Source organism: Streptomyces sp. NPDC004327, from assembly GCF_042873935.1.
Classification (GTDB): domain Bacteria; phylum Actinomycetota; class Actinomycetes; order Streptomycetales; family Streptomycetaceae; genus Streptomyces.
Genome location: NZ_JBIAME010000003.1, coordinates 702,807 through 726,208, shown reverse-complemented (window position 1 = coordinate 726,208; position 23,402 = coordinate 702,807). Strand labels below are relative to the sequence as shown.

The window sequence follows — 23,402 nt, the reverse complement described above, 5'->3', positions numbered from 1 at the left end:
TTGAGCCGTACGGGCCCCGCGGGACCTACGCCGCCCGGGGCGCGGCCGTCTTCCTGTCGGCCGCGCCCTCGCCGTACGCCACCAGCGTGAGCACGATCAGGCCGACCACCAGCATCAGGAACGCGAAGGCCGCCCAGCCGAGCAGGCCGACCGCGACCGCGCCGAGCACGCCGTGCACGACCGCGCAGCCGATGAGCAGGATCCGGCCGGCGCGGCCGGGCCGGCGGTCGCGGATCGCGGCGACGAGCGGAACGAGGCCGCAGAGCAGCAGCAGGGCGCCGGAGCCGAGGCCGAGGCCCCAGGTGCCCCGGTACATGAGTTCGGGGTCGAGTCCGTTCAGGGACATCGACTGGCCCCGCACGAAGCGGGCCATGACCGCGTTGATCGCCACGATGCCCGGCGCCTCCAGGAAGAGCACCAGCGCCGTCACGATCGCTATCGGTCTGCGGGCCACCTCGGCCACCCCCTGAACCCCTGATTCCGACTGTTACCTGCGGTACGCAGGTCACCGGAGAGGCTACTGGCCGGTAAAACCTCGGACAAGGGTTCGCGCCACGCCCGGGAACCGGCCGCGAACTCCAGGCAGACTCCAGGCAGACTCCGGCGCGAGCGCAAAGAATCATTGCGCCATTCGTAGGGACTCCACAAAGAAACCCGTTTGGCGACTGGCCCCAGGAACAGAGACCTGCGCCACACCTCGGAGCTACTGTGCCGTAATGAATCCCTGCGTACCGTGGTGCGACAAGGGATTTCACGACCCGAGCAAGCCTGGCATCACGCTCCGTGTGGGCAAGCTCACCACTGGGGACGGGTCGAAAGGCCGTGTCGGCAGTCCCTAAACTCAGCTTGTTTCAAGGAGGGAGCCATCGTGCGCAAGGTGCTCATCGCCAACCGTGGCGAAATCGCTGTCCGCGTCGCCCGGGCATGCCGGGACGCCGGGATCGCCAGCGTAGCCGTCTACGCCGATCCGGACCGGGACGCTCTGCACGTCCGCGCGGCCGACGAGGCGTTCGCCCTGGGCGGTGACACCCCGGCCACCAGTTACCTGGACATGGCCAAGGTGCTCCAGGCGGCCGCCGACTCGGGCGCCGACGCCATCCACCCGGGCTACGGCTTCCTCTCCGAGAACGCCGAATTCGCCCAGGCCGTGCTCGACGCGGGCCTGATCTGGATCGGCCCGCCGCCGCAGGCCATCCGTGACCTCGGTGACAAGGTCGCCGCCCGTCACATCGCGCAGCGCGCCGGCGCCCCGCTGGTGGCCGGCACGCCGGACCCGGTCTCCGGTGCCGACGAGGTCGTCGCCTTCGCCGAGGAGCACGGCCTGCCGATCGCGATCAAGGCCGCCTTCGGTGGCGGTGGCCGCGGTCTGAAGGTCGCCCGCACCCTCGAAGAGGTGCCGGAGCTCTACGACTCGGCCGTCCGCGAGGCCGTCGCCGCCTTCGGCCGCGGCGAGTGCTTCGTCGAGCGCTACCTCGACAAGCCGCGCCACGTCGAGACCCAGTGCCTCGCCGACTCGCACGGCAACGTGGTCGTCGTCTCGACCCGTGACTGCTCGCTGCAGCGCCGCCACCAGAAGCTGGTCGAGGAGGCCCCGGCGCCGTTCCTGACGGACGAGCAGAACGCCGAGCTGTACGCGGCGTCCAAGGCCATCCTCAAGGAGGCCGGCTACGTCGGCGCCGGCACCGTCGAGTTCCTCGTCGGCACCGACGGCACGATCTCCTTCCTGGAGGTCAACACCCGCCTCCAGGTCGAGCACCCGGTCACCGAAGAGGTCACCGGCATCGACCTGGTCCGCGAGATGTTCCGGATCGCCGACGGCGAGGAGCTCGGCTACGGCGACCCGGCCGTCCGCGGTCACTCGTTCGAGTTCCGCATCAACGGCGAGGACCCGGGCCGCAACTTCCTGCCCGCGCCCGGCACCGTCACCCTCTTCCAGCCGCCGACCGGCCCCGGCGTCCGTCTGGACGCGGGCGTCGAGTCCGGCTCGGTCATCGGCCCGGCCTGGGACTCGCTGCTGGCCAAGCTGATCGTCACCGGCGCCACCCGCGAGCAGGCGCTGCAGCGCGCCGCCCGCGCGCTCGCCGAGTTCAAGGTCGCGGGCATGGCCACGGCCATCCCGTTCCACCAGGCCGCCGTGGTCGACCCGGCGTTCACCGCCGACCCGTTCCGCGTCCACACCCGGTGGATCGAGACCGAGTTCGTCAACGAGATCAAGCCGTTCGCCCCGGCGGGCGGCGAGGCCGACGAGGACGAGACCGGCCGCGAGACGATCGTCGTCGAGGTCGGCGGCAAGCGCCTCGAGGTCTCCCTGCCGTCGTCGCTGGGCATGACCCTGGCCCGTACGGGTCTGGCCGCCGGCGCCAAGCCGAAGCGTCGCGCCGCCAAGAAGTCCGGCCCGACCGCCTCCGGCGACACCCTCGCCTCCCCGATGCAGGGCACCATCGTCAAGGTGGCCGTCGAGGAGGGCGCGGAGGTCAAGGAGGGCGACCTGATCGTCGTCCTGGAGGCCATGAAGATGGAGCAGCCGCTCAACGCGCACAAGGCCGGCACCGTGAAGGGCCTGTCCGCCGAGGTCGGCGCGTCCATCACGTCCGGCGCCGCGATCTGCGAGATCAAGGACTGATCCGGGCCCCGGTTCCGGCCGGGGTACGGTGAGAAGGGCCCGTGGGCGGTGACGCCGGCGGGCCCTTCGCCGTACCGCTGCCCAGGAGGTCTCATGCGAGCCGACGCGCGCCGCAACCACGACCGGCTGCTCGCCGAGGCCCGTGCCGCCTTCGCCGCGCACGGCACGGACGCGTCGCTGGAGGACATCGCGCGCCGCGCCGGGGTCGGCATCGGCACCCTCTACCGGCACTTCCCCAGCCGCGAGGCGCTGCTCGGCGCGGTCTTCCAGGACGCCCTCGACGCGCTCCTGCGCCGCTCGGCCGAGCTGGCCGAGGAGCCGGACCCGTGCGTCGCGCTGATGACCTGGCTGCGCAACCTGATCGCCCACGCGAGCGAGTACCACGGTCTGTCGATCGCGCTCATGTCCGCGTCGGCCGACGGGAGTTCGGCGCTCTCCGAGTGCCGCGAGCCGCTGCGCGCGGCCGGCACCCGGCTGCTCGAACGGGCCCGCGCGGCGGGCACGGTGCGCGCGGACGTGTCGATCGGCGACCTGATCCAGCTCGCCAACGCGATCGCGCTGGCCGCCGAACGCTCTCCGGAGGAGCCGGAGTTGGCGGACCGGCTGCTGGACCTGACCGTACGGGGCCTGAAGCCGTAGCGCCTCGGGTGCGTGGGCCAGGGGGTGTCTTGTCGATCAGGCCGGGCACGCGACCCCTGGCACCGCGCCACCGGACGCCGCTCCCTGATCCGGCCTGATCGACAGGACACCCCCTAGCGGCGGCGCATGTCCGCGACCCGTACCGCCCGTTCGGGCGCGAGGACCTCGCCCGGGAGGCCGCCCGGGCCGCCGCGGAACTGGCCGCCGGGCAGCCGGCCGCGCTGGCCGGGCAGCGGGACGTCACGGCGCGGGCGGCCGCCGCCGGGCGGCGGGTGCTGCTCGCTCCCGTGCGCGGGCGCTCCGGTGCCGGCCACGGCGATCTGGACGCCCTGGTCGGCGAGGGCCTGGAGCTCGGTGGCGGCGCGCTCGTCGTGGACCGGTGGCTCGTCCGTGACCAGGCGGGTGATGACGTCGGTCGGCACCGTCTGGAACATGGTGTCGGTGCCGAGCTTGGTGTGGTCGGCGAGCACCACGACCTCCGCCGCCGCCTGGACCAGCGCCCGGTCCACGCTCGCGGAGAGCATGTTGGACGTGGACAGGCCGCGCTCGGCGGTCAGCCCGCTGCCCGACAGGAAGGCCCGGGAGACCCGCAGTCCCTGGAGCGACTGCTCGGCCCCGCTGCCCACGAGCGCGTAGTTGGAGCCGCGCAGGGTGCCGCCGGTCATGACGACCTCGACCCGGTTGGCGTGGGCGAGGGCCTGGGCGACGAGCAGGGAGTTGGTGACGACGGTGAGTCCGGGCACCCGGGCGAGCCGGCGGGCCAGCTCCTGGGTGGTGGTGCCGGCGCCGACGACGATGGCCTCACCCTCCTCCACGAGGGTCGCGGCGACGTCGGCGATGGCCGTCTTCTCGGCGGTCGCGAGATGGGATTTCTGCGGGAAGCCGGACTCGCGCGTGAGCCCGCCCGGCAGTACCGCACCGCCGTGCCGGCGGTCGAGGAGTCCTTCTGCCTCCAGAGCCCGCACGTCTCGCCGTACGGTCACTTCTGAGGTCTGGACGACGCGGGCGAGCTCGCGGAGCGACACGGCTCCATTGGCGCGCACCATTTCGAGGATCAACTGGCGACGTTCTGCAGCGAACACGAAACCGACAGTAACGTGACCGACGGCACTTCGGGCCGAAAAGCAGAAGTTGGACACAGACGGGGTCCCCAAGTGATATGGGGACCCCGTCCGTTGATCGTTCTATGCCCCGGCTTGCCGGGGGTTGTCCGAGTCGGCGAACCGTTCCCGCAGGCGGGGGCGGTGACCGACCGGGCCGTCAGGCCTGTCCGGCGGTCTTTCGGGTGTGCAACTGCCGTGCCACTTCCGCGATCGAGCCCGACAGAGAGGGGTACACGGTGAAAGCATTTGCGATCTGCTCGACCGTCAGATTGTTGTCGACCGCGATCGAGATCGGGTGGATCAGCTCGGAGGCGCGCGGGGAGACGACGCAGCCGCCGACCACGATGCCGGTGCCCGGGCGGCAGAAGATCTTGACGAAGCCGTCCCGGATGCCCTGCATCTTCGCGCGCGGGTTGCGCAGCAGCGGCAGCTTGACGACCCGGGCCTCGATCTTGCCCGCGTCCACGTCGGCCTGGGTGTAGCCGACGGTGGCGATCTCGGGGTCGGTGAAGACGTTCGAGGAGACCGTCTTCAGGTTGAGCGGGGTCACCGCGTCGCCGAGGAAGTGGTACATGGCGATGCGGCCCTGCATGGCCGCCACCGAGGCGAGCGCGAAGACGCCGGTGACGTCGCCGGCCGCGTAGACGCCGGGGGCGGTGGTGCGGGACACCTTGTCGGTCCAGATGTGCCCGGAGTCCTTCAGCCGGACGCCGGCCTCCTCCAGGCCCATGCCCGCGGTGTTCGGGATGGCGCCGACGGCCATCAGGCAGTGCGTGCCGGAGATGACCCGGCCGTCGGAGAGGGTGACCTCGACCCGGTCGCCGACCCGCTTGGCGGACTCGGCGCGGGAGCGGGCCATGACGTTCATGCCACGGCGGCGGAACACGTCCTCCAGGACGGCGGCCGCGTCCGGGTCCTCGCCCGGCAGCACGCGGTCACGGCTGGAAACGAGCGTGACACGGGAGCCGAGTGCCTGGTAGGCGCCGGCGAACTCGGCGCCGGTGACACCGGAACCGACCACGATGAGCTCCTCCGGGAGCTCCTTGAGGTCGTAGACCTGCGTCCAGTTCAGGATCCGCTCGCCGTCCGGCTTGGCGTCCGGCAGCTCGCGCGGGTGCCCGCCGGTGGCGATCAGGACGGCGTCCGCGGTCAGCGTCTCCTCGCTGCCGTCGGCGGCGGTCACGACCACCTGGCGCGAACCGTCGAGCGCCTGCCGCCCGTCGAGCCGGCCGCGGCCGCGCAGCACCCGGGCGCCGGCCCGGGTCACCGAGGCGGTGATGTCGTGCGACTGGGCCAGCGCGAGGCGCTTCACCCGTCGGTTGACCTTGCCCAGGTCCACGCCGACCACACGGGCGGCCTGCTCCAGGGGCGGGGTGTCGTCCGCGACGATGATGCCCAGCTCCTCGTAGGAGGAGTCGAAGGTGGTCATCACCTCGGCGGTGGCGATCAGGGTCTTGGAGGGGACGCAGTCGGTCAGGACGGACGCGCCGCCGAGTCCGTCGCAGTCGACGACGGTCACCTCCGCGCCGAGTTGGGCGCCCACCAGGGCCGCCTCGTATCCGCCGGGTCCGCCGCCGATGATCACGATCCGGGTCACTGGGATCTACGCCTCGCGCTCTCGTTCTGCCGGGGGGTCCCCCGCTGGGCTGCAGTGCGTACGCCATTGTCCCGCACGCTTCAAGTGCGTACCCCATTGTCGCGCACGCGCGGCGGTGCCACGCGCCGGGGCCGTGCGCCCCCTCCGCCCCGGGACCGTCCCCGGACTTCGACGGCCACCCCGCCCCCTCCCGTACCCTCGACCCCATGTCGCTCTACGCCGCCTACGCCGGCAACCTCGACGCGCGGCTGATGAGCCGCCGCGCACCGCACTCGCCGCTGCGCGGCACCGGCTGGCTGAACGGCTGGCGGCTGACCTTCGGCGGGGAGCAGATGGGCTGGGAGGGCGCGCTCGTCACGCTCGTGGAGGCCCCGCGCTCCCAGGTCTTCGTCGCGCTGTACGACATCGCTCCGATGGACGAGGACTCCATGGACCGCTGGGAGGGCGTCGGCCTCGACATCTACCGGCGGATGCGGGTGCGGGTGCACACCCTGGACGGCGAGGAGCCCGCCTGGGTGTACGTGCTCAACGCCTACGAGGGCGGGCTGCCCTCGGCCCGCTACCTGGGCGAGATCGCGGACGCGGCGGAGTCGGCGGGCGCGCCGCACGACTACGTGATGGAGCTGCGCAAGCGCCCCTGCTGAAGCGGAGCGCACGGTTCGCCGGTTATTCGTCGGCTATTCGTCGGAAACGACAAGACAACGATCGCGGCTCCGTGCGCGCCGTCATCTACGCGCGTAGGAATTATCGGGCTAGGCTTCTGCGCGAATCGAATCGAATCCGTCCGGGGCCCCCCTCGGACCCCCTCCCCGAGGCGAGAGAGTCAGTGAACGCTACTGCCACCCCGTACGAGGCCGCCGAGGCCGCCGCCGCGCGCCTGCGCGAGCTGACCGGTGTCGAGAACCACGACGTCGCCCTGGTGATGGGCTCCGGCTGGGCCCCCGCCGCCGACGCGCTCGGCACGCCCGAGGCCGAGTTCGCGGTCACCGAGCTGCCCGGCTTCCCGCCGCCGGCCGTCGAGGGCCACGGCGGCAAGGTCCGCTCGTACAAGATCGGCGACAAGCGCGCCCTGGTCTTCCTCGGCCGCACCCACTACTACGAGGGCCGCGGTGTCGCCGCCGTCGCGCACGGCGTCCGCACCGCCGTCGCCGCCGGCTGCAAGACCATCGTCCTCACCAACGGCTGCGGCGGCCTGCGCGAGGGCATGCGCCCCGGCCAGCCCGTCCTCATCAGCGACCACCTCAACCTGACGGCCGCATCGCCGATCGTCGGCGCGAACTTCGTCGACCTGACCGACCTGTACTCGCCGAAGCTGCGCGCGCTGTGCAAGGAGATCGACGAGACGCTGGAGGAGGGCGTCTACGTCCAGTTCCCCGGCCCGCACTACGAGACCCCGGCCGAGATCAACATGGTCCGCGTCCTCGGCGGCGACCTCGTCGGCATGTCCACCGTCCTCGAGGCCATCGCCGCCCGCGAGGCCGGCGCCGAGGTCCTCGGCATCTCCCTCGTCACCAACCTCGCCGCGGGGCTCTCGGGCGAGCCGCTGAACCACGAGGAGGTCCTCCAGGCGGGCCGCGACTCGGCGGCGCGCATGGGCGAGCTGCTGACGCGGGTGCTCAACCGGATCTGAGGTCTCCCCCACCCGCCCCTTCCCGAAACCGGGGGCAAGCCCCCGGACCCCGGACGGCCCTGCGGCCGTGCCCTCGATCGCCGGGCGGGCTGGATTTCGCCCGGCGGGCGGAAATCCAGCCGGCCGGCGGTCGAGGCGCGGGGCCCGGGGGCGGAGCCCCGGTTACGGGAAGGGGCGGGGTGGGGAAAGGCTCCGCGCAGCGGCACCCGCCGCCCTCCCTCCCGCACCACCCCCCGAAAGGCACACCACCGTGACGCAGGACGACCTCCTCGCCCGGGCCCAGGCGTGGCTCGCCGAGGACCCCGACCAGGAGACCCGCGACGAACTCGCCGCACTCCTCGACCGCGGCGCCACCGGCGAGCTCGCCGAGCGCTTCGCCGGAACGCTGCAGTTCGGCACCGCCGGACTCCGTGGCGAGCTCGGCGCGGGGCCGATGCGGATGAACCGCGCCGTGGTCATCCGCGCCGCCGCGGGCCTCGCCGCGTACCTGAAGGCGAAGGGGCACACCGGCGGCCTCGTGGTCGTCGGCTACGACGCCCGCTACAAGTCCGCCGACTTCGCGCGCGACACCGCCGCCGTGATGACCGGCGCGGGCCTGCGCGCCGCGCTGCTGCCGCGCCCGCTGCCGACGCCCGTCCTGGCGTACGCCATAAGGCATCTGGGTGCCGTCGCGGGCGTCGAGGTGACCGCGAGCCACAACCCGCCGCGCGACAACGGCTACAAGGTGTACCTGGGCGACGGCTCGCAGATCGTGCCGCCGGCGGACGCGGAGATCGCCGCCCGGATCGACGCGGTGCGCGCGCTGGCCGACGTTCCGCGCCCGGACAGCGGCTGGGAGACCCTCGGTGACGAGGTCCTCGACGCGTACCTGGAGCGCACGGACCACGTGCTCACGCCCGGCTCGCCGCGCACGGTGCGGACCGTCTACACGGCCATGCACGGCGTCGGCAAGGACGTCCTGACGGCGGCGTTCGGCCGGCACGGCTTCCCGCCGCCGGCGCTGGTCGCCGAGCAGGCGGACCCGGACCCGGCGTTCCCGACGGTCGCGTTCCCGAACCCGGAGGAGCCGGGCGCGATGGACCTCGCCTTCGAGGCGGCGCGCGCGGTGGACCCGGACATCGTGATCGCGAACGACCCGGACGCCGACCGCTGCGCGGTGGCCGTGCCGGACGCGTCCGCCGAGGGCGGCTGGCGGATGCTCCGCGGCGACGAGGTGGGCGCGCTGCTCGCGGCGCACCTGGTGCACAAGGGCGCGCGGGGCGTGTTCGCCGAGTCGATCGTGTCGTCGTCGCTGCTCGGCCGGATCGCCGAGGCGGCGGGCGTCGGCTACGAGGAGACGCTGACCGGCTTCAAGTGGATCGCCCGCGTCGACGGCCTGCGGTACGGCTACGAGGAGGCGCTCGGCTACTGCGTCGACCCGGAGGGCGTCCGCGACAAGGACGGCATCACGGCGGCGCTGCTCGTCGCCGAGCTGGCCTCGGAGCTGAAGGAGCAGGACCGCACGCTCACCGATCTGCTCGACGACCTGGCGGTGGCGCACGGCCTGCACGCCACGGACCAGCTGTCGGTGCGCGTCGAGGACCTGAGCGTCATCGCGAACGCGATGACGGCGCTGCGCGAGAAGCCCCCGGTGAAGCTGGCCGGTCTGACGGTCGTCTCGGCGGAGGACCTGACGAAGGGCACCGAGTCGCTGCCGCCGACCGACGGTCTGCGCTACCACCTGGAGGGCGACTACAAGGCCCGGGTGATCGTCCGCCCGTCGGGCACCGAGCCCAAGCTCAAGTGCTACCTGGAGGTCGTGGTCCCGGTCGCCGACGCGAGCGAGCTGGCGGCGGCCCGCACGACGGCCGCCGGCGTCCTCGCCTCGGTCAAGAAGGACCTGGCCGAGGCCGCGGGGCTGTGATCCGCGCCTGACGCCCCGCCGGAGGGCCCGTACGGAATCGCTTCCGTACGGGCCCTCCGGCGTTCCCTCGCGGGTGAATCGCTTACGGCGGATGCCGTAACGCGCGTGCCCTCGGCCGCGTGCGCGGGGCCAGGGTGACCCGGTGCTCACCGCGTCCCCCGCACCGACCCGGTGCCCGGCCCCACGGCCCGCCGCCGCCCTGCTCCCCCCACTGCTCCGCCGGGCCGCCCCCGCCCTCCTCGGCTATCTGGCGGTACGGACCCTGGGGCTGCTGGTCCTGGCCCGCTGGGCGCACCTCAAGGGGCACGGGGTGTGGCCGACGCTCGCGACCTCGTGGGACTCGCACTGGTACCTGGGCATCGCCGACCACGGCTACGACCACGGCCTCGTCCACCACAGCAGCCTCGCCTTCTTCCCGCTCTACCCGGCCCTGGTCAAGGCCGTCGCCGCCGTCACGCCGGGCTCCCGGGCCTCCGTCGGCCTCGTGGTCGCCGGGGTCTCATCGCTGTGCGCCGCGCTCGGGATCTTCGCGGTCGGCGAGCGGCTCCACGGACGGCGTACCGGTGCGGTGCTGGTGGTGCTGTGGGGGGCGTCGCCGGTGGCGGTGGTGCAGTGGATGGGCTACACGGAGTCGCTGTTCACGGCACTGGCGGCGGGAGCGCTGTACGCGGTCCTGGCCGGGCGCTGGGGGTGGGCGGCGGGGTGCGCGGTGGCGGCGGGGCTGACGAGGCCGACGGGGATCGCGGTCGCGGCGGCGGTGTCGGTGGCGGCGCTGCTCGCGGCCCGGCGCGGCGACCGCCCGGCGCTGGTGGCCGCCTTCGCCGCGCCGCTGGGATGGCTGGGGTTCACGGGCTGGGTGGGGCTGCGGCTCGGCCGCTGGGACGGCTATCTCGCGGTGCAGCGGACCTGGGCGAACGAGTGGGACGGCGGCGCGGTGACCCTGCGCACGCTGCGCGGTCTGCTGCTGCACGCCCGGCAGCCGCAGCTGTTCCTGGTCGCGGTGTCGGCGGTCCTGGTCGTCGCCGCCGCGCTGTACGTGCTCTCGGCGGCGGACCGGCGGGACCGGCAGCCGGTGCCGCTGCTCGTGTTCACCGGGGTGCTGCTCGTGGTGGTCCTGGGCAGCGGCGGCGTGTACTTCCCGCGCGCCCGTTTCCTCCTGCCGGGCTTTCCGCTGCTGCTGCCGGTGGCCCTGGCGGTGGCCCGGGCCCGGTTCGCGACGGCGGCCGTGGTGCTGGGCGGGGCGGCGCTGTCGTCGGCGTGGCTGGGCGGCTACATGCTGCTGGTGTGGCCGGGGCCGCCGTGACCGTACGGGCCCCGGAGGGGCTCAGCCGGTCGCGATGAGGATCACGAGGAGCACGAGACCGACGAGGGCCGGCGCGATCACCTCGTACGCCCAGCGCACCTGCACCTCGCCCGCCGTCCCGGTCCGGCCGCCGAGCCGCTCGCTCATGTCGCGCAGGTCCGCGACGGTCTTGTCGGCGGGCGCGTAGCGGGCCTTGATGTCGGTGACGTCGGCGGTGGCGGACGTACGGCCGTGCGGGTCGTCCTGCGAGGCGGTGGCCGCCTTGCGCGCGGCCCGCTTGCGCTGCCGCAGCGACACGGGCACCGCCCACAGCTGGTAGCGGGCGCCGTCGTGCGTCATGACCTCGCTGGAGTAGCCGGCCCGGACGTCCGCGACCGTGCCCCAGGGCAGCGTGATGGTCCGGAACGGGTTGCGGACACGCAGCCGCAGCTCGTTGGCGTACACCGCCGGCCGGATGCTGAAGGCCACGATCAGCGGCACGATCGTGATCAGCGTGGCGAGCGTCAGCCACGGCGTCCGCCCGGCGCCGCGCACGATCGCGTCGCCGCCGAAGAACGCGACGAGCAGGAGCAGGAAGACCCCGCCCGCGATCCCCGTCGAGGAACGGAAGACACGGTCCTCCTGGTCGGGCTCGGAGGGCTGCGCGGAAGGCGTCGGGCTCGTCATGGGCCCGATTGTGCCTCAGCCGTCCCCGTCCGGCGCAGAGGGCCCGGGCCTGTCTCCGGGATCAGGCCGTGGCGAGCAGGTCGGCGTAGACGACGATGTTGTCGGGGCGGTGCCCGCCGACGAGGTCGCCGCCGCAGGTGATCAGCCGCAGTTCGGGGCGGCTGGTGTCGCCGTAGACCTTCTTCGTCGGGAACGTCTTCTTGCCGACCTGCTCCAGCTCGCGCACCCGGAACACGGCGTCGGTGCCGTCGGCGCGCGTGACGGTGATGCGGTCGCCGACGTGGATCCGGCCGACGTCACGGAGCACGGCGGGGCCCTTCACGGTGTCGTAGTGCCCGATGAGGACCGCGGGTCCGGTCTCGCCGGGCGTGACGCCCTTGTCGTACCAGCCGATCCGGTCGGCCTGCGCGACGGACGGCACCTGGACGGTGCCGTCGGCGTTGAGGCCGAGGTTCAGCACCGGGCCGGTGTCGACGCCGGCGGCGGGCACCTTCACGCGTACGGGCAGCGAGCGCGGCAGCGGCGCGGCGGCGAGCTGCTCGGCCGGCGCGGGCGCGGCGGTCGCGGTGACGCGCGGGGCGGGGACCTTGGAGGGCGCGGGGCCCGCCGCGGCCGAGCAGCCCGTCAGGGCGAGGGCTGCTGCGGCCACGGCGAGGAGGAGGGGGCGACGGGTCATGGCCGTCAGCCGCGGGTGGTGGCGCGGCGGCGCGAGGCGGCGAAGCCCAGGCCGGCGACGACCACGACGGCGCCCGCGCCGGAGGCGATGAGGGCCGTGTCGTTGCTCTGCGCGACGGTGCCGAACTCGGCGCCGGCGGCGACCCCGCCCTTGGGGACGACGCTGGTCTGGCCGCCCTGGGTGCCGGTCTGCGGGGCGTGCGTGGCCGGCGTGGTGGGCTGGGTGGTGGGCGTGCCGGTGGTCTTGCCGCAGTTCTTCGGGAACTTCGGGAAGGCGGTCCACTGGTGCGGCGCGGTGGGACCGCCGTTGGTGTTCTGGCCGAAGAGCGGGGTGGCGGTGTTCGCGTTCTTGATCTTCAGGCCGATGCCGTCATTGGTGGGGTGGGCACGGTCGACGGTGGCGCGGACCTTGCCGTTCTCCTCCTTGAGGACGGCCTTGGGGCCCTTCTTCGCGTCGTTGGTGAGCGTGACCGTCCAGCCGTGGCCGTAGGACGAGGTGATGACCTCGGTGGCCGTGCAGCCGTGGACCGTCGGCCCGGAGAGCACGGTGCCGCCGCTCGACTTGGGCGGGGTCGACGTGACGCAGCCCTTGGGGAGCTTCGGGAAGTCGGTCCAGCGGTACGGCGCGGTGTCGCCGCCGTTGGTGTGCTGGCCGTAACGCGGCGTGGCGGTGCCGGCGCCCGTGATCTTCTGGCCGAGCCCGGTCGGGCCGGGGTGGGCGCGGTCGACCGTCTCCAGGACCTTGCCCTTCTCGTCCTTCAGGACCGCCTTGGGGCCCTTCTTCGCGTCGTTGGTGAGCGTCACCGTCCAGTCCGGGTAGACGGAGGCGATCGTCTCGGTGACCGTGCAGTCGTCGGTCTTCGGCCCGGAGAGCGCGGTGCCGCCCGTCGAGGCGGGCTTCTGGTCGTCCGCGAAGGCGGTGCCGGCGAGGGCCGGAGTGACCGCCAGGCCCGCGAAGAGGGCGGTGGCGACGGCGGTGCGAAGGGCGGTGCGCATAACGACTCCCGTGAAGACGTCTGGATGTGGGAAGGAAGAGCCGCATGCCGCTGATATCTCTCTCGGGAAGGGCCGGTCGAGTTCTCGCTGGCTGCAAGAGAAACGTTACGGAGAGCACGTACAGGAGCCGTCCGCTCCGTGTCACGGGCACGTGACAGACCTCACCCGCCCCACCACCGCCCCGGTGCCACCTGCGCTTTCGTCCGCTCGGACGAGCACTCCCCTGTACACGCCGCTACGCGCGTAGATATGCTCGACTGGTGACCATGCCCACCACTGCCACCGCAGCTCAAGCTTTCGCCGACGTGACCGCGTCCGACAGCACGCTGCGCCGCTTCCTCCACGGGCTGCCCGGCGTCGACGCCGTCGGCCTGGAGGCGCGCGCCGCGTCACTCGGAACGCGATCGATCAAGACCACGGCCAAGGCGTACGCCATCGACCTGGCCATCTCCATGATCGACCTGACGACGCTCGAAGGCGCGGACACCCCGGGCAAGGTCCGGGCGCTCGCCGCCAAGGCCGTCCGTCCCGATCCGACCGACCGCACGACCCCGACGACCGCCGCCGTCTGCGTCTACCCCGACATGGTGGCCACCGCCAAGGCCGCCCTGAAGGGCAGCGCCGTCAAGGTCGCCTCCGTCGCCACCGCCTTCCCGGCGGGCCGCGCGGCCCTCCCCGTGAAGCTGGCCGACACCGCCGACGCCATCGCCGCCGGCGCCGACGAGATCGACATGGTCATCGACCGTGGCGCCTTCCTCGCCGGCCGCTACCTGGAGGTCTACGAGCAGATCGCCGCCATCAGGGCCGAGTGCGGCGACCGCGCCCGGCTCAAGGTGATCTTCGAGACCGGTGAGCTGTCCACGTACGACAACATCCGCCGCGCCTCCTGGCTCGGCATGATGGCCGGCGCGGACTTCATCAAGACCTCGACCGGCAAGGTCGCGGTCAACGCCACCCCCGCCAACACGCTCCTGATGCTGGAGGCCGTGCGCGACTTCCGCGCCCAGACCGGCATCCAGATCGGCGTGAAGCCGGCCGGCGGCATCCGCAACACCAAGGAAGCGATCAAGTTCCTGGTCCTGGTCAACGAGACCGCCGGCGCGGACTGGCTGGACAACCACTGGTTCCGCTTCGGTGCCTCCAGCCTGCTCAACGACCTGCTCATGCAGCGTCAGAAGCTGGCGACCGGCCACTACTCCGGCCCCGACTACGTGACGGTGGACTGATCACCATGGCATCTGCATTCGAGTACGCACCGGCGCCCGAGTCCCGGTCCGTCGTCGACATCGCCCCCTCCTACGGCCTGTTCATCGACGGCGAGTTCACCGACGCGGCCGACGGCAAGGTCTTCAAGACCGTCTCCCCCTCCAGCGAGGAGGTCCTCTCCGAGATCGCCCGGGCCGGCGCCGAGGACGTGGACCGCGCGGTGAAGGCCGCCCGCCGCGCCTTCGAGAAGTGGTCCGCGCTGCCCGGCTCCGAGCGCGCCAAGTACCTCTTCCGGATCGCCCGGATCATCCAGGAGCGCAGCCGCGAGCTGGCCGTCCTGGAGACCCTGGACAACGGCAAGCCGATCAAGGAGACCCGCGACGCCGACCTCCCGCTGGTCGCCGCGCACTTCTTCTACTACGCAGGCTGGGCCGACAAGCTCGACCACGCCGGCCACGGCCCGAACCCGCGCCCGCTGGGCGTGGCCGGCCAGGTCATCCCGTGGAACTTCCCGCTGCTCATGCTCGCGTGGAAGATCGCCCCGGCGCTCGCCACCGGCAACACGGTCGTCCTGAAGCCCGCCGAGACCACCCCGCTCTCCGCCCTGTTCTTCGCGGACATCTGCCGCCAGGCCGGGCTGCCGAGGGGTGTCGTCAACATCCTCCCGGGTTACGGGGACGCCGGCGCCGCGCTCGTCGAGCACCCGGACGTCAACAAGGTCGCCTTCACCGGCTCGACCGCCGTCGGCCGGTCCATCGCCAGGTCCGTCGCGGGCACGAGCAAGAAGCTCACCCTGGAGCTGGGCGGCAAGGGCGCCAACATCGTCTTCGACGACGCCCCCCTCGACCAGGCCGTCGAGGGCATCGTCAACGGCATCTTCTTCAACCAGGGCCAGGTCTGCTGCGCGGGCTCCCGCCTGCTGGTCCAGGAGTCGGTCCACGACGAGCTGCTCGACTCGCTCAAGCGGCGCCTGTCCACGCTCCGCCTCGGCGACCCGCTCGACAAGAACACCGACATCGGTGCCATCAACTCCGAGGAGCAGCTGGCCCGGATCACCTCGCTGGTCGAGCGGGGCGAGGCGGAGGGCGCCGAGCGCTGGACCGCCGCCTGCGACATCCCGTCCGCCGGCTACTGGTTCGCCCCGACGCTCTTCACGAACGTCACCCAGGCGCACACCGTCGCCCGCGACGAGATCTTCGGCCCGGTCCTGTCGGTGCTGACCTTCCGCACCCCCGACGAGGCCGTCGCCAAGGCCAACAACAGCCAGTACGGCCTGTCGGCGGGCATCTGGACGGAGAAGGGCTCCCGCATCCTCGCGGTGGCGAACAAGCTCCGCGCCGGCGTCGTCTGGGCCAACACGTTCAACAAGTTCGACCCGACCTCGCCGTTCGGCGGATACAAGGAGTCGGGCTTCGGCCGCGAGGGCGGCCGTCACGGTCTGGAGGCCTACCTCGATGTCTGACAGTCAGACCCGTCTTGGCGTCTTCAAGACCTACAAGCTGTACGTGGGCGGGAAGTTCCCGCGTTCCGAGAGCGGCCGGGTGTACGAGGTGACGGACTCGAAGGGCAAGTGGCTGGCGAACGCCCCGCTCTCCTCCCGCAAGGACGCCCGTGACGCGGTCGTCGCCGCGCGCAAGGCGTTCGGCGGCTGGGCCGGCGCGACCGCGTACAACCGCGGCCAGATCCTCTACCGCGTCGCAGAGATGCTGGAGGGCCGCCGGGACCAGTTCGTGCGCGAGGTCGGCGAGGCCGAGGGCCTCGGCAAGTCGAAGGCCGCCGCGGTCGTCGACGCGGCCGTCGACCGCTGGGTCTGGTACGCGGGCTGGACCGACAAGATCGCCCAGGTCGTCGGCGGTGCCAACCCGGTGGCGGGCCCGTACTTCAACCTCTCCACCCCGGAGCCGACCGGCGTCGTCACCGTGATCGCCCCGCAGGAGTCGTCCTTCCTGGGCCTCGTCTCGGTGATCGCCCCGGTCATCGCGACCGGCAACACCGCGGTCGTCGTCGCGAGCGAGAAGTCCCCGCTTCCCGCGCTCTCCCTGGGCGAGGTCCTGGCCACCTCCGACCTGCCCGGCGGCGTCGTCAACATCCTGTCCGGCAAGGCCGCCGAGATGGGCCCGCACCTCGCGGCCCACCTCGACGTCAACGCGATCGACCTCACCGGCGCGGACGCCGAGCTGGCCCGCGAGCTGGAGATCGCCGCCGCGGACAACCTCAAGCGCGTCCTGCGCCCGCGCGCCGAGGACTTCGCCGCGTCCCCGGGCACGGACCGGATGACCGCGTTCCTGGAGACGAAGACCGTCTGGCACCCGACGGGTTCGCTGGGCGCGAGCGGCTCCTCGTACTAGTACGCGCAACGCGCGCGAGGCCCCGACCACGAACGGTCGGGGCCTCGTCGTCGTACCGGCGGCACACGCCCTACGGCAGCAGGCCCTTCACCACCGGCCCCGCCACCGGCAGGTCCGCGAGCCCGCCGCCCTTCGTGACGAGGTCGGTCGCCATGTTCGTGCCGACCGGCTTGAAGTCGGCGACCTGCGTGCCGAGGCCGTTGTCCAGCGGGTCCACGCCGGTGTTGGCCAGCGGGTCGATCTGCAGCTCGGTCAGCGGCTTCACGCCCTGGGTGACGCCCTGAAGGGCGGCGGTGCCGTCCGCCTGGGTCAGCGAGCCCACGGGGAGCGGCAGGCCCGCCCCGTCGGCGGCCTGGGCCGCGGCGCCCGCGCCGAGCAGGGCGGCGCCGGCCGCCGTGACGGTGAGCCCCGCCTTCAGCAGCGCGCTGCGGCGGGAGGATCGGGAAGCGGCGTGACTCGCCATGGGGTGAGGTCCTTCCGAAGGGTGGTCGAGCGGGCACCGACAGTAGTGGAGGTGTGATGCTGGATACCAACGGGTCACCTCAGGGGTCCCCTATTGGGGGGAATGGTTCACACTGGTGTCCCGTGAGTTCCCAATCGATCCCGACCCGGGTCGTCCTGCTCGCGGGCCCCTCCGGCTCCGGCAAGTCGTCCCTCGCCGCCCGCACCGGACTGCCGGTGCTCCGTCTCGACGACTTCTACAAGGAGGGTGACGACCCCTCCCTGCCGCTGGTCGACGGCAGCTCGGACATCGACTGGGACTCGCCGCTCTCCTGGGACGCGGACGCGGCCGTCGCCGCGATCGAGCAGCTGTGCCGTACCGGCCGGACCGACGTGCCCGTGTACGACATCTCCACCAGCTCGCGCGTCGACCACGAGACCCTCGACATCGAGCGCACCCCGCTGTTCGTGGCGGAAGGCATCTTCGCCGCCGACATCGTGAGCCGCTGCCGCGATCTCGGCGTCCTCGCCGACGCGCTCTGCCTGCGCGGCAGCCCCGCCACCACCTTCCGCCGCCGGCTGCTGCGCGACCTGAGGGAGGGCCGCAAGTCGGTCCTCTTCCTGCTGCGCCGCGGCTGGCGTCTGATGCGCGCCGAACGCTCCATCGTGGCCCGCCAGACCGCCCTCGGCGCCCACCCCTGCGCCAAGCCCGAGGCCCTGGGCCGTCTCGCGGCCGCGGCGGCGGGCCGCCGCCGCACGCCGGCGGCCCGCTGACCCCGGCGCCGTACGCGAACGCGCCGAGGGCCGGCCAGGATCCCCCGATCCTGTCCGGCCCTCGACGTTTTCCCCCGTACCCCCGTACGGTCCCCCGTGTTTCCCCCGTGATCCCCCGTACGCCCTCAGGCGACCAGCTCGCCGAAGGACTCCTCCTCGTCACGGCCGAAGCTCAGCACCTGGTCCTCGCGCAGTCGCCGCAGCGAGCGCCAGATGCTCGACTTCACCGTGCCGACACTGATGTCCAGGATCTCCGCGATCTCCGGATCGGTACGGCCCTCGTAGTAGCGCAGCACCAGCATCGTGCGCTGCAGTTCGGGCAGCCGGGCCAGCGCCTGCCAGAGGACGGCGCGCAGTTCGGTGCCGCGCATCGCGTCCGTCTCGCCGACCGTCTCCGGCAGCTCCTCGGTCGGGTACTCGTTGAGCTTGCGCCGCCGCCACGCGCTGATGTGCAGGTTCGTCATCGTGCGGCGCAGGTAGCCGCCGACCGCGGCCTTGTCGCTGATCCGGTCCCAGGCGCGGTACGTCGAGAACAGCGCGCTCTGGAGCAGGTCCTCGGCCTCGAACCGGTCACCGGTCAGGTGGTAGGCGGTGGCGTACAGGGAGGCCCGGCGCTCCTGGACGTAGGCGGTGAACTCCGCCTCCGAACCGGTGGAACGCTCCCCCGTGACCTCCCTGTACCCCGTACCCCCGTCAGCAACGGCGACCATGTACGGCGCCTTCCGCTGACGCCCGACGCTGCGAACGCACCCCCGTCCGTTCATTGCGGCGCCGGACTTCTCGGTGCTCCGCGTGACGTCGTGGAGACGCGTGACAACTGCGCTTGAGGTGGTGCTGTGCAGTGCGTTCATCTCGCGCCCCCCGTCGGTTGGAGTCCGTAAGCCCTTGATGTCGAAAAGCTTGCCCGCCGCACTTCATCGCGGTGTCCGCCGACTGTCACAGCCGTGTCACAGGCGGCGGCGATACGGAGGCGTGACTGGACGGTCGAACTCTGACGGCCGCATGGGACAGAATGAGGCCGTGCCTTTCCTGTTGCTGATCGAGGACGACGACGCCATCCGCACGGCGCTCGAACTCTCCCTGTCCCGCCAGGGCCACCGTGTGGCCACCGCGGCGACGGGCGAGGACGGCCTGAAGCTGCTCAAGGAACAGCGGCCCGACCTGGTCGTGCTGGACGTGATGCTGCCCGGCATCGACGGCTTCGAGGTGTGCCGGCGGATCCGGCGCACCGACCAGCTGCCGATCATCCTGCTCACGGCCCGCAGTGACGACATCGACGTGGTCGTGGGCCTGGAGAGCGGGGCCGACGACTACGTGGTCAAGCCGGTGCAGGGCCGGGTGCTCGACGCCCGGATCCGCGCCGTGCTGCGGCGCGGCGAGCGGGAGTCCTCGGACTCGGCGACCTTCGGCTCACTGGTGATCGACCGCTCGGCGATGACCGTCACCAAGAACGGACAGGACCTGCAGCTCACCCCGACCGAGCTGCGGCTGCTCCTGGAGCTGAGCCGGCGGCCCGGCCAGGCCCTGTCGCGCCAGCAGTTGCTCCGGCTCGTGTGGGAGCACGACTACCTGGGCGACTCGCGGCTCGTCGACGCCTGTGTGCAGCGGCTGCGCGCCAAGGTGGAGGACGTGCCGTCCTCGCCGACCCTGATCCGGACCGTACGGGGTGTCGGCTACCGGCTGGACGTTCCTGCGTGACCAAGGGGATCGTCTCGGTACTCCGCTTCACCAGCCTGCGGCTCCGCCTCGTCGTCGTCTTCGCCCTGGTCGCGCTCACCGCGGCCGTGTCGGCGTCCGGCATCGCGTACTGGCTGAACCGCGAGGCGGTGCTCAAGCGCACCCAGGACAGCTCGCTCAACGACTTCCGGCAGGAGATGCAGAACCGGGCGGCGACGCTGCCGCTGCGGCCCACGGAGGACGAGCTGCGGCGCACCGCCGAGCAGATGGCGAGCGGCAGCGCCGGCTTCGGCTACAGCGTGCTGCTCGTCGGCGAGCGCGCGGCCGGCAAGCCGATCGTGGGCGCCTCGAACCCGGACCTGTTCACGCTGGAGGACGTGCCGCTCTCGCTGCGGACGGCCGTGGAGACCCGCCGCCCGGTGAGCGAGGGCAACGCCTACCCGTACCACCTGTTCTGGCAGCGGACGCAGCGCGGCGGCACGCCGTACCTGGTCGGCGGCACGCGGATCGACGGCGGCGGACCGACCGGCTACGTCTTCAAGTCGCTCGCCGCGGAGAAGGCCGACCTCAACTCGCTGTCCTGGTCGCTCGGCATCGCCACCGGCCTCGCCGTGATCGGCTCGGTGCTGCTCGCGCAGGTCGCGGCGACGACCGTGCTGCGGCCGGTGCACCGGCTGGGCGAGGCGGCCCGGCAGCTCGGCGAGGGCAAGCTGGACACCCGGCTGCGGGTCTCCGGCACCGACGAACTGGCCGATCTGTCACGGACGTTCAACAGCGCGGCCGAGTCGCTGCAGAAGCGCGTCGCGGACATGAGCGCGCGCGAGGAGGCCAGCCGCCGCTTCGTCGCCGACATGTCGCACGAGCTGCGCACGCCGCTGACCGCGCTGACGGCCGTCACCGAGGTCCTGGAGGACGAGCAGGACTCGCTCGACCCGATGATCGCCCCGGCGGTGGCCCTCGTGGTCAGCGAGACGACCCGGCTCAACACCCTGGTGGAGAACCTGATGGAGGTGACCCGCTTCGACGCGGGCACCGCGCGACTGGTCCTCGACGACGTCGACATCGCCGACCAGATCACCGCCTGCATCGACGCGCGGGCCTGGCTGGACGCGGTCGACCTGGACGCCGAGCGCGGGATCATGGCGCGGCTCGACCCGCGCCGCCTCGACGTGATCCTGGCGAACCTGATCGGCAACGCGCTCAAGCACGGCGGCTCGCCGGTGCGGGTGTCGGTGCGGACGGAGCCGGGCGCCGAAGGCGACGAGCTCGTGATCGCCGTACGGGACCACGGGCCCGGCATCCCCGCCGAGGTCCTGCCGCACGTCTTCGACCGCTTCTACAAGGCGAGCGCCTCCCGGCCCCGCTCGGACGGCAGCGGCCTCGGCCTGTCGATCGCCATGGAGAACGCGCTGATCCACGGCGGTTCCATCACGGCGGACAACTCGACGGACGCGGACGGCGTGGTGGACGGCGCGGTGTTCGTGCTGCGACTGCCCAGGGACGCCGAGGGGATCGCGCGCGAGCTGCGCACGCGCAGCGGCCAGGGCGAGGTGGAGGAGAGTTGAGACGTCGCGCCACAGGGTTGCTGGTGCTCGGCGCCGCGGTGCTGCTCGCGGGCTGCGGGATCCGTACGACCTCGGTGCCGGTGGACGCGGGCGCCGCGCCCTCGCGGGTGCCGTGCGACACGTCGGCGGGCACCACGCCCGACGGGGTCGCGCCCGGCACGGGCGTGCCGCTGCGGGTGTACCTGCTGTGCGGGGCGCAGCTGGAGCGGGTCGAGCGCCGCTCGCCGCTGCCGGAGGAGAAGGCCACGGGTGATCCGCTGCGTACGGCCTCGGCGCTGCTCGCCCAGCTGGAGACCGAGCCGTCGGCCGAGGAGCGGCAGGCCGGCTTCACCACGGCCGTGAAGGGCCCGCTCTTCGTCACCCGTGCCAGGAAGGGCGACCCGAAGGACACGCTGCGGCTGAGCCGCCAGCCGGAGGACCTGCCGCCGGCGGCGCTCGCGCAAATCGTCTGCACGTTCGCCGAGAGCCCGGCGGGCGCGGCGTCCGCCGCCGGCGACGCGGTGGTGCTCGGCGGCCCGGGGTCGTACGAGCCGCGCCGCTATCTGTGCACGGAGCAGCTGAAGGCGCGCCCGGAGTCGGCGGTCTCGTCGCTGCCGGCGTGGGCCTCGGCGTCGGCTCCCGGCTCGGCTCCCGCGTCGGTCTCGCCGTCGGCCCCTTAGGGGTTCTGTCAGGGTCGGGCGGAACCGTTTCCGCCGGGGGGCGCGTCTTCGGGGGCGTGCAACCTCAAGGTTCGGGCGGTTCGGGCAGTTCCGGCGGCAACACCGCGGGAGTCGTACGTGTGACGGGGTTTCTGCTTCTCCTCGTGCACCTGCTGTGCGTCGCGTGGGTGGCGCTCCGGCCGCGGGACGTGGCCTGGGTCACCGCGCCGAACCTGACCCCGCTGGCCGGGATCCGGGCCTATCTGCTGCTCGGGCCCGCGGAGGCGGCCTGGCGGATCGCCAAGGAGATGCTGCTGCTCGCCCCGCTCGGGGTGCTCCTGCCGATGTGCGACGGGCGGCTCAAGGTCTCGCCGTGGGCGTCCCTGGCCCGGACGACGGCGGCGGGCGCGCTGGTGTCGCTGGCCGTGGAGCTGCTGCAGACGGCGGTGCCCGGGCAAGTCGTGGACGTGGACTCGGTGCTCCTGAACACGGTGGGCGTGGCGCTCGCGCACGTCCTGGTCGTGCCGGCGGGCCGGGCGCGGCTGCGCCGCCGGGCGGCGGGATCGGGTGCCTCCCGGGAGTCCGCTCCAGGCCGGGGCCGCCGGCCGGTTCCTCAGGGTCCGACCCCGACGATTCCCAGGGTCGGGATCGCCCCGTAGACCGACGTTCTCGCTGGTCGGCGGCGGCAGCATGGAGTCATCGGACAGCGCGGTCACCCGGACCGCCTCCGAAGACGAAGGAGCCCACCATGGCCGCACTTGCCCGCCCCCGTGACGGACGCGTGATCGGCGGAGTGTGCGCGGCGCTGGCCCGGCGCTTCGGCATCTCCGACTGGACGATGCGCGCGATCTTCCTGGTCTCGTGTCTGCTGCCCGGCCCGCAGTTCCTGATCTACCTGGCGCTGTGGGTGCTGCTGCCGGCGGAGAAGACGCCGAGCACGGCCTGGTAGCCGGCGCACGGCACGCGAGGGATTCGTACGGGGGCATCCGTACGGGATTGACGTACAGGGGTACGCCGAAGGGGCGCCCATCCGGTCCGGGTGGGCGCCCCTTCGGCGTACGTGCGTTCAGGGCACGGCTCAGACTCCGAGGCCGCCCAGCGGGAGGCCACCGGCCAGGCCGCCGACCGGCAGGCCGCCGAGGAGGCCGGTCACGCCGCCGAGCGGGGTGGCGCCGAGGCCGCTCGTGGCACCGTCCAGCGGCAGGTTCGACGCCTGCTTGTGGACCTCGCCCGGGAGGTTCTGGGCCTGCTCGACCGCGCCGGGCACCTGCTTGACGGCCTGGTCCGCGCCGGAGCCGACGGCGGTCTCGCCGCCCGCCAGGGCCGGCTCGGTGCCCGCGGGGAGCTCGGTGACGTCCTCGCCGACCGGGACCGTGCTGGTGACCAGGCCGAGCGCCTGGGAGTCGGCCGGCGTCGCGGCGGCGGCCGTGCCGGCGGCGGTGGCGGCGAAAGCGGCACCCAGGACGGCGACACCGAGCTTCTTGGCGGCGGAATGCTTCATCAGAAAATCTTCCTCGGGAATCTCGGGGATCTCGGAGCTTGCTCGCGGAGCAGGGGAATTCGGGGAATGCGGGGCGGCTACGCAACCTAACGAGCGGAAGTCCCGTCCGCAAACACC

Annotated in this window: 24 protein-coding genes; 15 read left to right on the top strand and 9 right to left on the bottom strand. The window is 72.7% G+C overall.

What is annotated here, in order from left to right; genetic code table 11:
- Positions 1–25: 25 nt before the first annotated feature.
- Positions 26–454: a hypothetical protein gene (locus ACFYU9_RS13900; RefSeq protein ID WP_389344691.1), complete on the bottom strand. Its 429-nt coding sequence runs from the start codon at positions 452–454 to the stop codon at positions 26–28.
- Between the two features lie 414 nt (positions 455–868).
- Between ACFYU9_RS13900 and ACFYU9_RS13895 the strand changes: the two genes are divergently transcribed.
- Together ACFYU9_RS13895 and ACFYU9_RS13890 are read left to right on the top strand one after the other, a co-directional pair.
- Positions 869–2,623 (top strand): acetyl/propionyl/methylcrotonyl-CoA carboxylase subunit alpha, encoded by a 1,755-nt coding sequence (locus tag ACFYU9_RS13895; protein ID WP_389344689.1) that lies wholly within the window; start codon positions 869–871, stop codon positions 2,621–2,623.
- Between the two features lie 93 nt (positions 2,624–2,716).
- Complete coding sequence (locus ACFYU9_RS13890) at positions 2,717–3,262, top strand: TetR/AcrR family transcriptional regulator (protein ID WP_389204622.1); 546 nt, start codon at positions 2,717–2,719, stop codon at positions 3,260–3,262.
- Between the two features lie 113 nt (positions 3,263–3,375).
- Here the strand turns inward: ACFYU9_RS13890 and ACFYU9_RS13885 are convergent, their stop codons facing one another.
- The gene (locus tag ACFYU9_RS13885; protein ID WP_389205265.1) at positions 3,376–4,308 is read right to left on the bottom strand and encodes a DeoR/GlpR family DNA-binding transcription regulator; all 933 of its coding nucleotides are present in this window, start codon (positions 4,306–4,308) and stop codon (positions 3,376–3,378) included.
- A 214-nt stretch (positions 4,309–4,522) separates the two neighbouring features.
- Positions 4,523–5,962: an NAD(P)H-quinone dehydrogenase gene (locus tag ACFYU9_RS13880; RefSeq protein WP_389204623.1), complete on the bottom strand. Its 1,440-nt coding sequence runs from the start codon at positions 5,960–5,962 to the stop codon at positions 4,523–4,525.
- Positions 5,963–6,168: 206 nt separating this feature from the next.
- On the opposite strand from ACFYU9_RS13880, the gene ACFYU9_RS13875 reads away from it, so the two are divergent.
- The 4 genes from ACFYU9_RS13875 (at position 6,169) to ACFYU9_RS13860 (ending at position 10,798) form a co-directional block, all read left to right on the top strand.
- Positions 6,169–6,606 carry a gamma-glutamylcyclotransferase gene (locus tag ACFYU9_RS13875; RefSeq protein WP_389204624.1) on the top strand — a complete coding sequence of 146 codons (438 nt, stop codon included), beginning with the start codon at positions 6,169–6,171 and terminating at the stop codon, positions 6,604–6,606.
- Between the two features lie 182 nt (positions 6,607–6,788).
- Positions 6,789–7,592: a purine-nucleoside phosphorylase gene (locus tag ACFYU9_RS13870; protein WP_389204625.1), complete on the top strand. Its 804-nt coding sequence runs from the start codon at positions 6,789–6,791 to the stop codon at positions 7,590–7,592.
- Between the two features lie 250 nt (positions 7,593–7,842).
- Positions 7,843–9,495 carry a phospho-sugar mutase gene (locus ACFYU9_RS13865; protein ID WP_389344687.1) on the top strand — a complete coding sequence of 551 codons (1,653 nt, stop codon included), beginning with the start codon at positions 7,843–7,845 and terminating at the stop codon, positions 9,493–9,495.
- 142 nt (positions 9,496–9,637) lie between these two features.
- Positions 9,638–10,798: a hypothetical protein gene (locus tag ACFYU9_RS13860; protein ID WP_389344685.1), complete on the top strand. Its 1,161-nt coding sequence runs from the start codon at positions 9,638–9,640 to the stop codon at positions 10,796–10,798.
- 21 nt (positions 10,799–10,819) lie between these two features.
- Here ACFYU9_RS13860 and ACFYU9_RS13855 read toward each other — a convergent pair whose 3' ends face one another.
- The 3 genes from ACFYU9_RS13855 to ACFYU9_RS13845 form a co-directional block, all read right to left on the bottom strand.
- The gene (locus ACFYU9_RS13855) at positions 10,820–11,464 is read right to left on the bottom strand and encodes a PH domain-containing protein (protein ID WP_389204628.1); all 645 of its coding nucleotides are present in this window, start codon (positions 11,462–11,464) and stop codon (positions 10,820–10,822) included.
- 61 nt (positions 11,465–11,525) lie between these two features.
- On the bottom strand, positions 11,526–12,140 hold the full coding sequence (locus ACFYU9_RS13850) for a class F sortase (protein WP_389204629.1): 615 nt from the start codon (positions 12,138–12,140) through the stop codon (positions 11,526–11,528).
- 5 nt (positions 12,141–12,145) lie between these two features.
- Positions 12,146–13,135, bottom strand: coding sequence for a hypothetical protein (locus ACFYU9_RS13845; RefSeq protein ID WP_389344683.1), 990 nt, complete (start codon positions 13,133–13,135; stop codon positions 12,146–12,148).
- Between the two features lie 266 nt (positions 13,136–13,401).
- Between ACFYU9_RS13845 and deoC the strand changes: the two genes are divergently transcribed.
- Genes deoC through ACFYU9_RS13830 form a run of 3 tightly spaced genes read left to right on the top strand, consistent with a single transcriptional unit; the run spans position 13,402 to position 16,689 of the window.
- Entirely contained in the window at positions 13,402–14,361 is a 960-nt protein-coding gene (gene deoC, locus ACFYU9_RS13840) for a deoxyribose-phosphate aldolase (protein ID WP_389205266.1), read from the top strand.
- A gap of 5 nt (positions 14,362–14,366) precedes the next feature.
- Complete coding sequence (locus ACFYU9_RS13835; RefSeq protein WP_389204631.1) at positions 14,367–15,803, top strand: aldehyde dehydrogenase family protein; 1,437 nt, start codon at positions 14,367–14,369, stop codon at positions 15,801–15,803.
- Positions 15,796–16,689: an aldehyde dehydrogenase family protein gene (locus ACFYU9_RS13830; protein ID WP_389344681.1), complete on the top strand. Its 894-nt coding sequence runs from the start codon at positions 15,796–15,798 to the stop codon at positions 16,687–16,689. The genes ACFYU9_RS13835 and ACFYU9_RS13830 overlap by 8 nt, the downstream gene beginning before the upstream one ends.
- A 70-nt stretch (positions 16,690–16,759) precedes the next feature.
- On the opposite strand, the gene ACFYU9_RS13825 is transcribed toward ACFYU9_RS13830, so the two are convergent.
- The gene (locus ACFYU9_RS13825; protein WP_389204633.1) at positions 16,760–17,152 is read right to left on the bottom strand and encodes a hypothetical protein; all 393 of its coding nucleotides are present in this window, start codon (positions 17,150–17,152) and stop codon (positions 16,760–16,762) included.
- A gap of 56 nt (positions 17,153–17,208) precedes the next feature.
- On the opposite strand from ACFYU9_RS13825, the gene ACFYU9_RS13820 reads away from it, so the two are divergent.
- Positions 17,209–17,904 carry a uridine kinase gene (locus tag ACFYU9_RS13820; RefSeq protein ID WP_389204634.1) on the top strand — a complete coding sequence of 232 codons (696 nt, stop codon included), beginning with the start codon at positions 17,209–17,211 and terminating at the stop codon, positions 17,902–17,904.
- A gap of 125 nt (positions 17,905–18,029) precedes the next feature.
- Here the strand turns inward: ACFYU9_RS13820 and ACFYU9_RS13815 are convergent, their stop codons facing one another.
- A complete protein-coding gene (locus ACFYU9_RS13815) occupies positions 18,030–18,755 on the bottom strand; it encodes a SigE family RNA polymerase sigma factor (RefSeq protein ID WP_389204635.1) in 726 nt (241 codons plus the stop codon).
- A 169-nt stretch (positions 18,756–18,924) separates the two neighbouring features.
- Between ACFYU9_RS13815 and afsQ1 the strand changes: the two genes are divergently transcribed.
- The 5 genes from afsQ1 (at position 18,925) to ACFYU9_RS13790 (ending at position 22,733) form a co-directional block, all read left to right on the top strand.
- A complete protein-coding gene (afsQ1, locus tag ACFYU9_RS13810; RefSeq protein WP_389204636.1) occupies positions 18,925–19,602 on the top strand; it encodes a two-component system response regulator AfsQ1 in 678 nt (225 codons plus the stop codon).
- Positions 19,599–21,146, top strand: coding sequence for an ATP-binding protein (locus ACFYU9_RS13805; RefSeq protein WP_389344679.1), 1,548 nt, complete (start codon positions 19,599–19,601; stop codon positions 21,144–21,146). Before afsQ1 ends, ACFYU9_RS13805 begins: the two co-directional genes overlap by 4 nt.
- On the top strand, positions 21,143–21,805 hold the full coding sequence (locus tag ACFYU9_RS13800) for a hypothetical protein (RefSeq protein ID WP_389204638.1): 663 nt from the start codon (positions 21,143–21,145) through the stop codon (positions 21,803–21,805). Before ACFYU9_RS13805 ends, ACFYU9_RS13800 begins: the two co-directional genes overlap by 4 nt.
- A 119-nt stretch (positions 21,806–21,924) precedes the next feature.
- Entirely contained in the window at positions 21,925–22,443 is a 519-nt protein-coding gene (locus ACFYU9_RS13795; RefSeq protein WP_389204639.1) for a VanZ family protein, read from the top strand.
- An 89-nt stretch (positions 22,444–22,532) separates the two neighbouring features.
- Complete coding sequence (locus ACFYU9_RS13790; RefSeq protein WP_389204640.1) at positions 22,533–22,733, top strand: PspC domain-containing protein; 201 nt, start codon at positions 22,533–22,535, stop codon at positions 22,731–22,733.
- A gap of 129 nt (positions 22,734–22,862) precedes the next feature.
- Here the strand turns inward: ACFYU9_RS13790 and ACFYU9_RS13785 are convergent, their stop codons facing one another.
- On the bottom strand, positions 22,863–23,285 hold the full coding sequence (locus ACFYU9_RS13785) for a hypothetical protein (protein WP_389204641.1): 423 nt from the start codon (positions 23,283–23,285) through the stop codon (positions 22,863–22,865).
- Between the last annotated feature and the right edge of the window lie 117 nt (positions 23,286–23,402).

Coding starts and splice junctions, on each gene's coding strand:
- ACFYU9_RS13820 (WP_389204634.1), top strand. CDS start 17,209: ATGCTGGATACCAACGGGTCACCTCAGGGGTCCCCTATTGGGGGGAAT.
- ACFYU9_RS13835 (WP_389204631.1), top strand. CDS start 14,367: ATGGCATCTGCATTCGAGTACGCACCGGCGCCCGAGTCCCGGTCCGTC.
- ACFYU9_RS13830 (WP_389344681.1), top strand. CDS start 15,796: ATGTCTGACAGTCAGACCCGTCTTGGCGTCTTCAAGACCTACAAGCTG.
- ACFYU9_RS13850 (WP_389204629.1), bottom strand. CDS start 12,140: ATGACCCGTCGCCCCCTCCTCCTCGCCGTGGCCGCAGCAGCCCTCGCC.
- ACFYU9_RS13885 (WP_389205265.1), bottom strand. CDS start 4,308: ATGGTGCGCGCCAATGGAGCCGTGTCGCTCCGCGAGCTCGCCCGCGTC.
- ACFYU9_RS13875 (WP_389204624.1), top strand. CDS start 6,169: ATGTCGCTCTACGCCGCCTACGCCGGCAACCTCGACGCGCGGCTGATG.
- ACFYU9_RS13815 (WP_389204635.1), bottom strand. CDS start 18,755: ATGAACGCACTGCACAGCACCACCTCAAGCGCAGTTGTCACGCGTCTC.
- ACFYU9_RS13845 (WP_389344683.1), bottom strand. CDS start 13,135: ATGCGCACCGCCCTTCGCACCGCCGTCGCCACCGCCCTCTTCGCGGGC.
- ACFYU9_RS13855 (WP_389204628.1), bottom strand. CDS start 11,464: ATGACGAGCCCGACGCCTTCCGCGCAGCCCTCCGAGCCCGACCAGGAG.
- ACFYU9_RS13890 (WP_389204622.1), top strand. CDS start 2,717: ATGCGAGCCGACGCGCGCCGCAACCACGACCGGCTGCTCGCCGAGGCC.
- deoC (WP_389205266.1), top strand. CDS start 13,402: ATGCCCACCACTGCCACCGCAGCTCAAGCTTTCGCCGACGTGACCGCG.
- ACFYU9_RS13785 (WP_389204641.1), bottom strand. CDS start 23,285: ATGAAGCATTCCGCCGCCAAGAAGCTCGGTGTCGCCGTCCTGGGTGCC.
- ACFYU9_RS13825 (WP_389204633.1), bottom strand. CDS start 17,152: ATGGCGAGTCACGCCGCTTCCCGATCCTCCCGCCGCAGCGCGCTGCTG.
- ACFYU9_RS13790 (WP_389204640.1), top strand. CDS start 22,533: ATGGCCGCACTTGCCCGCCCCCGTGACGGACGCGTGATCGGCGGAGTG.